This is a genomic window from Candidatus Amarolinea dominans (assembly GCA_016719785.1).
Lineage (GTDB): Bacteria > Chloroflexota > Anaerolineae > SSC4 > Amarolineaceae > Amarolinea > Amarolinea dominans.
In genome coordinates this window covers 145,893-159,967 of the sequence record JADJYJ010000007.1, presented here as the reverse complement: position 1 = coordinate 159,967, position 14,075 = coordinate 145,893, and the positions used below count along the sequence as shown (strand labels likewise).

At 62.3% G+C, this 14,075-nt stretch carries 10 protein-coding genes; 7 read left to right on the top strand and 3 right to left on the bottom strand.

The features are described 5' to 3' along the window. Window positions 1–56 precede the first annotated feature (56 nt). Together IPM84_10520 and IPM84_10515 are read left to right on the top strand one after the other, a co-directional pair. A complete protein-coding gene (locus tag IPM84_10520) occupies window positions 57–455 on the top strand; it encodes a PPOX class F420-dependent oxidoreductase (GenBank protein ID MBK9093199.1) in 399 nt (132 codons plus the stop codon). A 30-nt stretch (window positions 456–485) separates the two neighbouring features. After that, window positions 486–1,283 (top strand): metallophosphoesterase, encoded by a 798-nt coding sequence (locus tag IPM84_10515; GenBank protein ID MBK9093198.1) that lies wholly within the window; start codon window positions 486–488, stop codon window positions 1,281–1,283. A 40-nt stretch (window positions 1,284–1,323) separates the two neighbouring features. On the opposite strand, the gene malQ is transcribed toward IPM84_10515, so the two are convergent. Next, window positions 1,324–2,871 (bottom strand): 4-alpha-glucanotransferase, encoded by a 1,548-nt coding sequence (gene malQ, locus IPM84_10510; GenBank protein MBK9093197.1) that lies wholly within the window; start codon window positions 2,869–2,871, stop codon window positions 1,324–1,326. A gap of 617 nt (window positions 2,872–3,488) precedes the next feature. On the opposite strand from malQ, the gene IPM84_10505 reads away from it, so the two are divergent. After that, complete coding sequence (locus IPM84_10505) at window positions 3,489–3,767, top strand: DUF2283 domain-containing protein (GenBank protein ID MBK9093196.1); 279 nt, start codon at window positions 3,489–3,491, stop codon at window positions 3,765–3,767. A 22-nt stretch (window positions 3,768–3,789) separates the two neighbouring features. Here IPM84_10505 and IPM84_10500 read toward each other — a convergent pair whose 3' ends face one another. Together IPM84_10500 and dnaA are read right to left on the bottom strand one after the other, a co-directional pair. Then, window positions 3,790–4,521 (bottom strand): hypothetical protein, encoded by a 732-nt coding sequence (locus IPM84_10500; protein MBK9093195.1) that lies wholly within the window; start codon window positions 4,519–4,521, stop codon window positions 3,790–3,792. Window positions 4,522–4,534: 13 nt separating this feature from the next. Continuing rightward, a complete protein-coding gene (gene dnaA, locus IPM84_10495) occupies window positions 4,535–5,941 on the bottom strand; it encodes a chromosomal replication initiator protein DnaA (protein ID MBK9093194.1) in 1,407 nt (468 codons plus the stop codon). A gap of 410 nt (window positions 5,942–6,351) precedes the next feature. Between dnaA and dnaN the strand changes: the two genes are divergently transcribed. The 4 genes from dnaN (at window position 6,352) to IPM84_10475 (ending at window position 13,944) form a co-directional block, all read left to right on the top strand. Continuing rightward, window positions 6,352–7,536, top strand: a complete 1,185-nt coding sequence (gene dnaN, locus IPM84_10490; protein ID MBK9093193.1) for a DNA polymerase III subunit beta — start codon at window positions 6,352–6,354, stop codon at window positions 7,534–7,536. Window positions 7,537–7,752: 216 nt separating this feature from the next. Continuing rightward, window positions 7,753–9,918 carry an AAA family ATPase gene (locus tag IPM84_10485; protein ID MBK9093192.1) on the top strand — a complete coding sequence of 722 codons (2,166 nt, stop codon included), beginning with the start codon at window positions 7,753–7,755 and terminating at the stop codon, window positions 9,916–9,918. An 11-nt stretch (window positions 9,919–9,929) separates the two neighbouring features. Continuing rightward, the gene (locus IPM84_10480) at window positions 9,930–12,461 is read left to right on the top strand and encodes an ATP-dependent helicase (GenBank protein MBK9093191.1); all 2,532 of its coding nucleotides are present in this window, start codon (window positions 9,930–9,932) and stop codon (window positions 12,459–12,461) included. Between the two features lie 28 nt (window positions 12,462–12,489). Further along, the gene (locus IPM84_10475) at window positions 12,490–13,944 is read left to right on the top strand and encodes a hypothetical protein (GenBank protein MBK9093190.1); all 1,455 of its coding nucleotides are present in this window, start codon (window positions 12,490–12,492) and stop codon (window positions 13,942–13,944) included. Window positions 13,945–14,075 lie beyond the last annotated feature (131 nt).

Below are 14,075 nucleotides of genomic sequence, written 5' to 3'. Positions count from 1 at the left end.
CCGTTAGCGACAAGCAACAGAAAGATGTTTCCTGACAAGCCCTACGGAGAAAGAACATGACGACAACAATTCCCAGCACGCATCTGGATTTGCTCACCGCACGAGCGCTCGCCAACCTGGCGACCAGCATGGATGACGGCACCCCGCAGGTGACGCCGGTCTGGTTCGATGTGGAGGGTGAGTATGTGCGGGTCAACTCGGCCCAGGGGCGCGTCAAGGATCGCAACATGCGTGCCCGTCCCTATGTGGCCCTGAACATCGTGGATCCACAAAACCCGTATCGCTACCTGCAAATTCGGGGGCCGGTGGTCGAGATCACGACCGAAGGCGCGGACGCCCACATTGATACGCTGGCCGAAAAATACACCGGCGCCGGTCGTCGCTTCAACCACCAGCCCGGCGAGGTGCGCGTGATCTACAAGATCAAACCGGAACACGTCCACGCGTCGGGGTGACCCGACGCCCGCCGAGGAACCGATCATTCCATGCGCATTCTTGTCACGGCTGACCTGCACTATCGGCCAGCCCAGCGTGCAGCCTACCTCGACTTTGCGCAACGGGCGAGCGCCCGGCGGCCTGATTGCCTGATCGTGGCCGGTGATGTGGGCCATCCGCTGCGGCTTTTTCAGCGCGGTCTGCAGCTCTTTCGTGATTTCGCCTGCCCGCGCCTGCTCATCGCCGGCAACCATGATGTTTACCGGGGCGAATTCCACAGTCGCGATCTCTGGCAGGTGCAGCTTCCGCACGCTGCGCGGCAAGAAGGCTTTGTCTGGCTGGAGGACCAAAACCTCGTCATCCAGGGCATCGGCATCTGCGGCACGATGGGTTGGTATGATTACTCCGCACGGGCGCCGCACCTGCCCTATGTGGCCAACGAGTACCGGGCGCTGAAGCGCCTGGTCACACACGACGCCGACTACGTTGATTGGCCGTGGAGCGATGTGGCCATGGCGCGCTATCTGCAGCGTGGTTTCGCCCGTCGTCTGGCGGCCCTGGAGGCCGACGCGGCCGTGCGTCAGATCGTGGTCATCACCCACTGGCCGATCTTTGCCGAATCGGTGCCCCAACGTCCTCAGAGCGCATTCTGGAGCCTGCTCAGCGCCTATATGGCGAACTTCACGCTGGGGCAACTGGTGCGGCAAAGCAGCAAAGTCACGCAGGTCGTCAGTGGCCACATCCATCGGCCGGGGCAATGGATCATCGCTGGCGCGCATGGCCCCATCGCATTCAGCATCGTTGGCTCCCGCAGCGATGAGCCGGCCTGGGTTGAACTCAACCTTTGACTATGTGGCCGTTGTCGGCGCCGGAGCCTGGGCAGTTACATCAATCTTCGATCGTTTCAGCCGTATCTTCTGTGTCCTCTTTCTCCGGCTGCGGTGACAGGCGCCGGTAGAGGTAGGTCAGTTCCAGCAGGCGGTTGCCAAGTTCAGCACTCAAATCGTCAGCCTGATAGCGCCAACCCCAGTTGCCGCTGGGGCGGCCGGGAAAGTTCATACGCGCCTCCGAGTCAAGGCTGAGCAGGTCTTGCAGCGGTGTCAGCGCCATGTCGGCCACGGATGCCCAGGCCACCCTGATGAAATCCCAGGCGATGTCATCGCCATCGCGCGCCAGGTAACGCCGGGCAAAGTCGCGTTCTTCCACGGTTGAGCTATGCCGGTACCAGCCGACACTGGTGTCGTTGTCATGGGTGCCGGTGTAGACCGCGGCGTTATGCACATAATTGTGCGGCAGGAAGGGGTCCTCCGGGCCAGAGCTGAAGGCAAACTGCACGATGCGCATCCCTGGCAGACCGAAATCGTCGCGCAGGGCGCACACCTCCGGCGTGATGAAACCCAGGTCTTCGGCGATGATGGGCAGGTCTCCCAGGCGCGCGCGTACCGTCTTGAAGAGATCGGCGCCCGGCGCCTTGCGCCATTCACCGTTGACGGCCGTTGGTTCGCCAAAGGGCACCGCCCAGTAGGCCTCGAAGCCACGGAAGTGATCAATGCGGATGATGTCTACCACGCGCAGGGTGGCCTGGATACGCGCCAGCCACCAATCATAGCCGCGCGCTTGCATGACATCCCAGCGATAGAGCGGATTGCCCCACAGTTGGCCGGTCTCGCTGAAATAGTCGGGCGGCACGCCAGCCACGATCTCCGGCTGGCCGTTTTCATCGAAATAGAACAATTCCGGGTTGGCCCAGGCGTCGGCGCTGTCATAGGCGACGAAAATGGGAATGTCGCCAATGATGCGAATCCCCTGCGCGTTGGCTGCGGCCTTGACCGCGGCCCACTGCTGGAAGAAGACAAACTGCATGAATTTTTGCAGCGCGACCTGCGCAGCCGCCCGCCGGCGCCAGGCGGTCAACGCCGCGGGCTGCCGGGTGGCGATGTCACGTGTCCAGGTACTCCAGTTGGCGCCGCCATGCGCGCTCTTGACCGCCATGAACAGCGCGTAGTCGTCGAGCCAGGCGGCATTTTCAGCGCACCACGCGTCGAGCGCGGCGCGATCGGCGGCCGTGGCCCGCGCCCGGAAATGGTCGAAAGCCGTGGCGAGCAGGGTCATTTTCCAGGCAATGACCCCGCCAAAATCAATGGACTGGGCCGGGAACGCCGGCACGTCAGCCAGATCATCGGCGTCGAGCAGACCGGCCGCCAGCAGACGATCGGGGCTGATCAGGAGCGGGTTGCCGGCAAAGGCCGAGAAGCATTGATAGGGTGAGTCGCCGTAGCCGGTGGGGCCAAGGGGGAAAACCTGCCAGAGTTGTTGACCATGCCGGGCCAGGAACTCGATCCATTCGATGGCAGCATCGCCCAGGTCGCCGATGCCGTAAGGGCCGGGAAATGACGTGGGGTGCAACAAGACACCACTGGAACGCGGAAAACGCATAGATCGAACCTCACTGCGGGTAAGAATTCACATCAAGATGATGTATTCTAGCACAGCGCAAAGCAAAGTCAATCTGACGGGTGTGAATAGGGGCATTTCGCATTGGGTGCAGGTTTGCAGAAGCCACTCACCGAGAATTCAGCGTGAGATCACGCAGGGGTTGAAGATTTCCTGATTCCGTGATAAGATGCTGCAACAGTGGATGTGAGAGCGAATCAAGAGATTTAGGAATGAGAATTAAATAAGTGTCCGAACATAGCCACCCCGTGGGCCGTTAAACCAGACAATTAAAAAATTCTCGTTCCTTAGCACAGCGATCGTGCCAGACAGGGAGCTGTCGATGCCAGAGCCCCAAAGCGAGATAATCTGGACAGATTACGTGCGCTATCGAGCCAGGTTGCGCGGGTTTGATCTTGCGAAAATCGAACCAATCGTGAGATACTCAAGTGAGCGATATCTGGATACCGAAACCGGACGGTCGGTCGCCATAGGGCGCATTGAGGATGTGTTAGTGATGATCCCTTACGAGACTGAACAGACTGCGATGATACCGGTGACTATTCATGCTACGACGCGTCAACAAGTCAATTTTCGGCTTAAGACGGGGAGGTTTTCCAATGAGTGAAGCCCGGATGATGTACTTCGAAGAGGATGACGTGCTGCATCTGTCCATCTCGGATGAGCCGGAAGCGGGAAGCGTGGAACTCGGCCCCAACATAACGGTCGAACTGAACGCACAGGGGGAAATGATTGGCATTGAGATTTTAGAGGCCAGCCATTTCATCCGAGATTCGATTATGGAGTCAGTGCAGGCAAGAGTATTGCGTATTTCCGATTTTGGCGCGCTTGCGACTGCTGCGAGTGTTTCTGCTGTTGGAGCGGAGGTTTACGCGTAACGTTGGCCGGCGCCATGATAGGTCAGGCGTCACCGGCTGCGCTGCGACCAGGCTGGGCAGTCACGCGGGGCTTGGCATCTGGCCGCGTGGTCATGACCAGGAGAAAGCCGCCGAACATGATGATCGCGCCGAGCAATTCGCTGAGATACAAGAATTCAGGATGCCCCAGGCGGGTGAAGGCGCCGCCAAACGCAGGCGCTAAGCCACCAATCGCAATCAGCACATTGCCGATGACCCGGTTGCGCAGGACGTGCTTGCGCCAGAAGAGCCAGGCCGAATAGATGGCGCCGCCCACCAGGCCGATGGTGCCGTAGATGTTGAAGGGAATGGTGAGCAGCCGCGCGCCGCCCGGCGGCATGATCTGTTTGTACTGCAGGCTGACAGGCATGGTCGCGGAAAACGCGGCGCTGTCCAGCGGGGTGGCAAAGACCCGCCAGACCGCGTAAACCGAACCGAGCGCCAACAGAGCCATGAGCGCGTGCGGCAGCCAGGCCGGTTTGCGCACCAGGAGATACACGGTGCCCTGTCCCAGCCAGGCAGCCGTCAGCATGGCGCCGCCAAGATACCACAGATGAAACCAGGCGGCGCTCCAACGCAGCGCCAGATAGAACTCCGCAAAGGTGCCGATAGCATACAGCACCAGGCCCATGCCCCACAGCAGCAAATGCGCACCGCCGCGGTAAGCGTAGCGGTAGAGCACGAAGCCGGCAAAGACGAGGGTGACAACAGTGGAAATGAGTGATAACCAATTCATGAATGATACATGCCTATTTTGGGGCCACGAGTTGTGTACGCACGTCGGTGATCTGTTTGCGCACGGTCTCATCGTCGGCGAGCAGGTGGGTCACCTTATCCACGCCGTGGATGACGGTGGTATGATCGCGCCCGCCCAGGAGTTGGCCAATCTGCGGCAGCGACATGTCCAACTCGGTGCGCAGCAGGTACATCGCGACATGGCGCGGCCAGGCAATGTTCTTGACGCGCGAGGTGCTGAATAAAACACCTGCTTCGACTTTGTAGTAGCTGCAAATGCACTTCAGGATACTGTCGGCGGTCGGCTTGGGCAGCGCCGGCGCCAGTTCACCCAAAATGCGCTCGGCCAGGTCGGTCGTGATGGGCCGGTGCAGCAATTGCGATTGGGCCACCACACGCGTGAACATGCCTTCCAACTCACGGATGTTGGTCCGCACACGATGCGCGATCAACATGAGCACATCGCCCGGCACCGGCACCGGCTGGTTGTTGGCCCTGGCCTGTAGAATGGCTACCCGTGTTTCCAGGTCCGGCGCCTTGACGTCCGCGGTCAGGCCGCCTTCGAAGCGCGAACGCAGGCGATCTTCCAGCAGCGAGATGGAACGCGGGGGGCGGTCACTGGAGAGCACCACCTGGCGATTGGCCGCGTGCAACGTATTGAAGGTGTGAAAAAACTCCTCCTGGGTACGCTCTTTGTCGGCAATGAACTGAATGTCATCAATCAACAACGCGTCACAGGTGCGGTATTTTTCCCGAAAGGCTTCCGTGCCTTGCGTGCGCAAGGCGCCGATCAGGTCATTCATGAAGGCTTCCGAAGAGACGTAGACGACGCGCAGCCCGCGCCGTTGCAGGTCGTGTGCAATCGCCTGCAGCAGGTGCGTCTTGCCCAGGCCCACGTCACCGTACAGAAACAGGGGATTGTAGGCCTCACCCGGTTTCTCCGCCACCGACTGTGAAACGGCATGCGCCAGCCGATTGGCCGAACCAACGATGAAGGCATCGAAGGTGTAGCGCGGGTTGAGCGGTGGTGATGACACCGCGCCGGAAAAAGCAACGCTTCTGGCGCCATGCCCGTTGCCATTGCGATAACCGGTTTCGGTAGTCTGCGACTCCCCATGCCTTGCTTCGACGTCAAGAAGCGGCCGTTCCGTAACTGCCGGCGGTTCTGACGCCTCGCGGTTGCGCACGACGAAACGCAGATCAATCCCGCGACCGACAATGGCTGCCAACGTGCGTCGCATGGTCGGGCCGAGCCGGTTCTCCAGCCAGTCCTTGGCATACGCGTTGGGGACGCCAATGACATACTCGTCCAGTTCACAACCAACGACGATTGTGTCTTTGACCCACGTGTCAAACGTGGCACGCGGCATTTGCAGCTTCAATTCACCCAGTGTTGCCTGCCAATGAACGGCAGGGGCCATACTATTGCTCATACAGGCCATCCCATACATTATCTGTCATTATCTGTCATCATCTGTCATCCGCCACGCTAACGATCTTTAACATTCTATCATGCCCTGCACGCTCGCGCAACCGCCCTTTTCAGGTCAAAAACCAGTGATTTTGGCTTTTTACGTCAAGTCGGTCACACCGAACATTTGTACTACACTACATCTAGGACAGACATCTTTTCCGAACGCAAAATAACTCCGATTTTCATTGCCCTACAGCAAAAACGCTACTTCTGTCATGCTCATAATTTTAAGGTTCTGTTTGCAACGGTCTTGCAGCGCCGCGCTGAAAGAAAGATTGGAGTAGATACCGGTTGTATGGTATACTTGCCCGCAATCTAGTCACTAGACGACACTCGTCACTCCAAGGAGGCTGTCACGTGCGTATCTCTTGTTTGCAGGAAAATCTGGCCAAAGGCCTTTCGATCGTCGGGCGAGCGGTATCCTCCCGTAGTACGCTCCCTGTTCTCAGTAATATCCTTCTCGCCACCGACCAGGGGCAATTGAAGTTGGCGGCGACCAACCTTGAAATTGGTATCAACTGCTGGATTGGCGCCAAGGTCGAGGATGAGGGAGCCATCACGGTACCCACCCGCATCCTGACCGAATTCGTCAACTCGCTGCCCACCGAAAAGATTGATCTGGACCTGGCGGTGCGCACGCAGACCCTCAACCTGAAGTGCGCGCGCTACGAGGCCAACTTCAAAGGCATTGATGCCGCCGAATTCCCTACCATTCCCACCATGGCTGACCGAGGCGAGACCGCGGTCATCGAGCTGCCGCCAGCCACCCTACGCCAGATGATCAACCAGGTTGCCTTCGCGGCTTCGACCGATGAGAGCCGCCCAACGTTGACCGGCGTCGAGGTGCGCTTCGAAGAAGAACGCCTGACCATGGCCGCGACCGATGGCTACCGCCTGGCACGACGCAGCGGCGGCATGGGGATGATCGGGGGCACGCGCAACACGGTGATCGTCCCGGCGCGCACCCTCAGTGAAGTGGCGCGCATCGTGAGCGACGCCAGCGACGAGCGCCCGGTTGAGGTCACCATCACACCCACGCGTAATCAGATCATGTTTCACGTCTGGGGCAAGACCGACAGCAAGGGCGGCTATCACCAGGTTGACATTGTCAGCCAATTGCTCGATGCCACCTTCCCCGACTACAACGCCATTGTCCCGCGCGGCTTCAAGACCCGCGCCGTGTTAGACACCCAGGCGTTCTTGCGCACGGTGCGGATGGCCTTCCTGTTCGCCCGCGACGCGGCCAACGCCGTGCGCCTGCAAATCATACCGGCCGACGGCCTGAAGCCCGGCACCTTGACCATCACCGCAACCTCGGCCGAGCTGGGCGACAATGTCAGTGAGATGGACGCGTTGGTCGAAGGTGAGGCCAACGAGATCGCTTTCAATGCCAAGTACCTGATTGACGCCTTGTCTGCCATTGACACCCCCCAGGTAGCGCTGGAAGCCACCCGCTCAACGTTGCCCGGCGTGATTCGCCCGGTGGGCACCGGCCCTGAAGACTACACCCAGGTCATCATGCCGATGCAGTTGCAAAAGTAAACGTTCCGCCGGCCGAATGAATTCGGGGGGGGCCGCCGAATGAATTCGGGGCGAACGGGCGTGCCGCCGCAAGGTCGGCCTGCGCCGACCGGCCTCCGCGGCCACGCAGGTGGACGCCTGGCGGCACGCCCTTTAGGTGCGATTTCAATCGCTGAACTGATCTCCGATCCCTGATCTCTGATCTCCGATCTCTGATCTCTGACCTGACCGCTGACTATGTCCGATTCTCACTCGCTGCCATCTCCCACCCAATCTACCCTGGCCGATCTGCCCGCGTGGGCCATCGAGGGCAACAAGGTCTTTCTGCACGGCCCGGCCGGCGTGGGCAAGACAACCCTGGGCGTTGCCCGCCTGCGCCATCTGTTGAGCCAACGCGGCGTCTCTGCGCGGCGTATCCTGGTGTTGACCCCCCAGCGCAGCCTGGCTGCCCCCTACTGGGACGCCCTGGCCGCGCCGGCCCTGGCGCGCAGTGGCAGTCAAGTCACCGTGCAGACCGTGGGCGGACTGGCGCGCAGCCAGGTTGAACTGTACTGGCCGCTGATTGCCGCGGATGCCGGCTTTGCCCATCCAGACCGGGAGCCTGTCTTTCTCACGTTAGAAACAGCCCAATACTACATGGCCGGGCTGGTGCAGCCGGTCATCGCCAGCGGTCGCCTGGATGCTGTGGGGCTTTCCCAGCCGCGCATCATCAGCCAGGTGCTCGACAACCTCAACAAGGCCGCGCTGGTCGGCTTTGCGCACACCGATGTGGCGCGCCGCCTGCAACGGGCCTGGCAGCACGATTCGAACCGCCTGACCGTGTACGAAGACGCGCAAGAACTGGTCAATGCCTTCCGCACGTTCTGCCTGCACAACAACCTGCTCGATTTTTCCCTGCAAATCCAGGTCTTCAGCCGCACGTTGCTCGCCAACGACTGGTGTCGTACCCAGCTCTTTCGCAGCTACGACCATCTGATCGCGGATAACCTGGAAGAGGACACGCCGGTCGCGCACGATCTGCTCAAGCTCTGGCTGCCTGACCTGAAATCGGCGCTGCTCATCTACGATGCGGAAGCCGGCTATCGGGTTTTTCTGGGCGCCGACCCGGACTCGGCGCAACAGTTGCAGGCTGTCTGTACGCAAGCGGTGGCGTTGACCACCCATTATGTCTCATCCGACGATGTGCAGGCGCTGGCATTGGCCTTGACGCGCCAGCTCAGCACGCGCCCGGCGCCGGAGCCTGCACCGGACCCCGCGCCCGCGACCCCTGGCGTTGCCCGCGCCGCGTTCGACGTGGCCCTGCGCCGCTTCTATCCCGAAATGCTCGACTGGACGGCCGATACCATCGCCCATCTGCTGCATGAAGATCGCGTGCCGGCGGCTGAGATTGCCGTCCTGGCCCCCTTTGTCAGTGATTCCCTGCGCTTCTCGTTGATGGATCGCCTGGCGCAGCGCGGCGTACCGGCCCGTTCGCATCGGCCCTCGCGCGAACTGCGCGCCGAACCGGCCACCCGCTGCCTGTTGACCCTGGCCAGCCTGGCGCACCCCGGCTGGCAATTACCGCCGCTGGCCGCGGACGTGGCGCAGGCCTTCTACCTGGCGCTGGACGGCCTTGACCCGGTGCGCGCCCATCTGCTCAGCCGCATCGTTTACCGCGCCAAAGCGGGCGAAGCGCCCACGCTCACCTCGTTCGACATCATCGCCGGCAAGGCGCAGGAGCGCATCACCTACCGGTTGGGGCAGGCCTACGAACAACTGCGCCGTTGGCTGTTGGCTTACCGGGTCGAAGAGGTGCAGGCGCTCGATCATTTTCTCAGCCGCCTGTTTGGCGAGGTGCTGAGCCAGCCCGGCTTCCGTTTTCACGGCGATTTCGACGCCGGCCGCGTGGCCGCGCAGTTGATCGAATCCGCGCGCAAGTTCCGCTGGGCGGTGGCCGGCGTCGGACAGACCCCCCTGCTCGACATGGGGCGCGATTACCTGGGCCTGGTGGAAAGCGGGCTGATCGGCGCGCTATTCGTCGCCGGCTGGCAAGAGAATGAGGACGCCGTGCTGATTGCCCCTGCCTATACCTTCTTGATGCGCAACCGTGCCGTGCAGCACCAATTCTGGCTGGATGTCGGCAGCTCCGGCTGGGCCGAGCGCCTCGATCAGCCGCTGACCCATCCCTACGTGCTCAGCCGGCGCTGGAGTGAAGACCGGATCTGGACCGATGCCGATGAGGTGGCAACCAAACAGCAGAATCTTTATCGCCTGCTGGTGGGCCTCCTGCGGCGCTGCCGCACTCGCGTTCACCTGGGTATCACGCAGTGGGGAGAGCAGGGTTTCGAGCAGCAGGGAATGCTGGTGCAGGTATTGCAGCGCGTGCTGGGGCAGGGAGAAAAACCCCAGGGGGTGGGGGGCTGATGGGAGCGCCGATGGGAGCGCTGATGGAAGCAGGAGCGGTGACAAGCAGCCCGCCGCCCCGTTTCGTGCCGCGACCAGCGCAGGCGCGCGTGCTGGAATTTCGCGAGGGGCGCCTGGGGATCAGCGCGGTGCCGGGCAGTGGCAAAACCCAAACGTTGAGCTATCTGGCCGCGCAGCTCGTGCATGAACTGGCAACCCGCCGCGATGAGATCATCAACCCCTTCGAGACGCCCGAAGTGCTCATCGTCACCTTTTCCAACTCGGCGGTGGAGAACTTTCGCCAGCGCATTTCCCAAATCCTGAGCACAGAGTTCGAACTGCTGCCCAACGTGGGCTACCGCGTGCGCACGCTGCACGCGCTGGCCAACGACATCGTGCGTATGCGGCCGGCGCTGGCCGGGCTGACCGATGATTTTCAGATCGCGGATGAACGGGCGGCCCAACAAGTGCTGGACGAAGCCTTGCACCATCAGCTCAGCAATGAGCCGGCCGCGCTCGATTTTATCCTGAGCGGGGCACTCAAGGAATTTCAAGCGGCCACCGTCCGCCGTGAGAAATGGCCTGAACAGGCCCGCGATATCGCCAGCATGGTCATCCGTCGCGCCAAAGACCTGGAACTGACGCCGGTCGAACTGCGAGCACGCCTGGGCAACCTGGAAGAGCCGTCGCGGGTGCTGCTGCGCCTGGGTCTGAACGTCTATGAGACCTATCAGCGCGGCCTGCAGATGCGCAACATGGTGGACTTCGATGATCTGCTTCGCCTGGCGCTGTTGACCCTGCGCCTGGCGCCCGATTTTCTGGAGCGATTGCGCCGGCGCTGGCCCTACGTGCTGGAAGATGAAGCCCAGGACTCCAGCCTGCTGCAAGAGAAGATGCTGCGCCTGTTGACCAACACCCATGAGCGCGGCACGCAAGGCGCGGGCGGCAGTCATTGGGTGCGCGTGGGCGATCCCAATCAGGCCATCAACACCACCTTTACCACGGCCGACCCTGCACATCTGCGCCAGTTCTTGCATGAGCCGGGCGCGCTGCGGCGCGATTTGCCCGACTCCGGCCGCTCCGCCCGCCCCATCATTGACCTGGCTAACTTCCTGGTAAACTGGACCTGCATCGCCCATCCGGTGGCCTGGCTGCGCCAGCATGCCTTCTTACAGCAGGCCATTCAGCCCACGTCGCTCAGTGATCCGCAGCCTAACCCGACCGAGAGTTTCACCTACCTCGATGAGCGTGCGCATACACCGGACGACGAGCTAAAGGCTGTGGCCGATTCGTTGAGCCGCTGGCTGCCGGGCCATCCTGACTGGACAGCGGCCGTGCTGGTGCCGGAAAACAGCCGGGGGTTTCAACTAGCCACCGAACTCAAGGCGCGCAACCTGCCCTACGAAGAACTGCTGCGCAGCAGCGCGGCCACACGCAACGTGGCTGGTAAGCTGGAGATGGTGGTGCGCTACCTGGCTGAGCCGGTTGAACGCATGCGGTTGGCGGATGTCTACCGGCAGGTGTGGTGGGCGCGCGGGCGTGGCGCCGAAACCGATGATGAAGCGCTCGAGGCCGATCGTGCGGCCGCAGCCGCGGATGTGGACGATACCCCGGACGTGAGTTCAGCGCCGGATGACCAGGGCGACGACGCCATGCCGGATACCCTGGCCGAATCAGTCCTGGTTGTGCCGCCGTTAGGCGCCGGGCCGTTGCCCCTGTCCGCGTTGAATCAGCCGCAGGCGCAGCAGGTCGAGAAGACCCTGCACCGCCTGACCAGCGTGGAGGATTTCCTCTACCCCGGCCCCGCGGGCGATTGGCTGGCCGCGCTGCGACCGGCCCTGGAGCAGCCGGCGATCATGGCCGATCTGCTGAACTTCCGCCAGGCCGTGCAGCGCTGGCTGCAGGCCGGCGTGCTGCCGATTGACCAACTCATCCTGACCCTGGGCCGTGAGCTGTTCACCGAGCCGAGCGAACTGGCGCTGACGCACAAACTGGCGCTGGTGCTGACCCACTTCGCCGAGACGCAGGCCAGCGCCCGCCTGCTGGAACTGGCGAACGAACTGCACATCATCGCGCGCAATGAGCGCCGTTTCCTGGGCTTCGACACGGCCGACACCGGCTACCAACCCAAAAAAGGCACGGTGACCATTGCCACCATGCATGCGGCCAAGGGGCTGGAATGGGATCGCGTCTACCTGATGGCGTTGAACAACTACAGCTTTCCCGCCGCGCAGCCGCACGACTCCTATCAATCAGAACCGTGGTACGCGCGTGATGCGCTCAATCCCCAAGCCGAAACCATCGCCTTGTTGGAAGCGATTCTCGACGATGATGCGGCCGGCTACGTGGAGGGCGCAGCCTCGGCGCAGGCACGGTTGGCCTACGCGGCCGAACGGCTGCGCCTGTTCTACGTCGGCATCACACGTGCGCGCAAGGATCTGATCGTCACCTGGAACATCGGTCGCTTTGGCGTGCAAGACTCGGCGCGGCGCAATCAGGCCGCGGCCGCCTTCACCGCGCTGCACGAACACTGGCGCGTGCGGTTGAAGAACAAGACATCGTAAGCAAAGTAATCGAAGAAAGGTAAAAAGAATGCGTTCGATCATCACCATTTGCTGCCTGGTCGGCCTGGCCGCGGCGGTATTGACAGCAGGACAGGGCGACGCGCAGAGCGTCCCTCCGACCGGCCCGGCTGTCGCGGGCACGTGGCAGTTGCAGTACAGCCATCCCCATGCGGAGGCCACGATGCGCGGCGTCAGGATGCTCAACAACCAGGTCGGTTATGCCGTCGGCGGCTCCGATTGGTACCCAGGCAACGGCGGCGCGTTCGGCATCATCCTGAAGACCACCAACGGCGGCGCCACCTGGACCGAACAGGCGCATCCGGCCACCGGCTGGCTGCACGGCCTCGACTGCCTGGACGCGGACACCTGCTGGGCGGCCGGTCAGTACGGCTACATCCTGCGCACCACCAATGGCGGCACGACCTGGGCGCTGTCACAAACGCCCGACTACGGCGGCTGGCTCTACTCCGTGGGCATCGTCACGCCCAACACCATCCTGTTGGGCGGCACCCAGGGCGAGGTTTTCCGATCCACCAATGGGGGCGCAAGCTGGCGCCTGGTTGATGTAGACGGCGGGCCTGGCGGCGTGGTGATGTGGGACTTCGCCTGTTTCGACGGCAGCACCTGCTACGCAGCGGCCAACGGCGCCAAACTGTACCAATCGTTCGATGGCGGCCTGAGCTGGAGCTTCCACTTTGCCACCGGCGCCGACAACACCGCCATTCACTGCTTGAGCAGCAGCCAGTGCTGGATGGCCGGCGCCACCGCGTCGCATGGCACGGTCTACTATTCGGCCAACGCGGGCGGAACGTCACCCTGGGATCAACAGACGCGCAAGTCAGACAAGAAATTCTTCGGCGTCACCGTGCTGGCCAACGGCGTGGGCTGGGCCGCAGGCGGTGAGGGCACCGACCCGAACTACGCCGGCGCGCTGGCCTACACCGAAAACGGCCAGGACTGGGACAGCATTGCCGCACCGGCCGGATCAAAAGAATTCTGGGACATCGAATTGACCGATGAGTTCCACGGCTGGCTGGTCAGTCATGATGGCAGCATCTACAGCTACGTGCCGGCCGCCACCCCAACGCCCACCGCCACCGATACGCCGACGATCACGCCGACGCCGACCGCCACGCCCACGCCACCCCCACGCCCACGCCGACTCGCACGCCGACGCCCACCTGGACGCCGACGGCCACGGCCACTTTCACCGCCACGCCCACCGCTACGCCGTCGCCCACACCCACCGAGACGCCATCGCCCACACCCACACGCCCACCCCCACGGAGACGCCATCGCCGACGCCAACCGCCACCCCAACCCCAAGACCCTACTTTTTCCCGATCATCTGGCGCTAACGCGACGTGCATCCCCTCAATTTGTAGGGGCGTACCCTTGCGGTCGCCCACTTGCGGTCGCCCACTTGCGGTCGCCCACGCGGGCAGGCGCAAGGCCATGCCCCTACCGCGATGGGCACAGATGACAGTTTTGTCACCTGACAGGGGCCGATCTTCATCTGGCGTTAAGACGATGGGGACATAATGGGTGGCCGTGGCAAACGATGCACAAGAAAGTACAGGCAGGCGCCGGTCGGCGCCTGCCTCAACTTGCCCC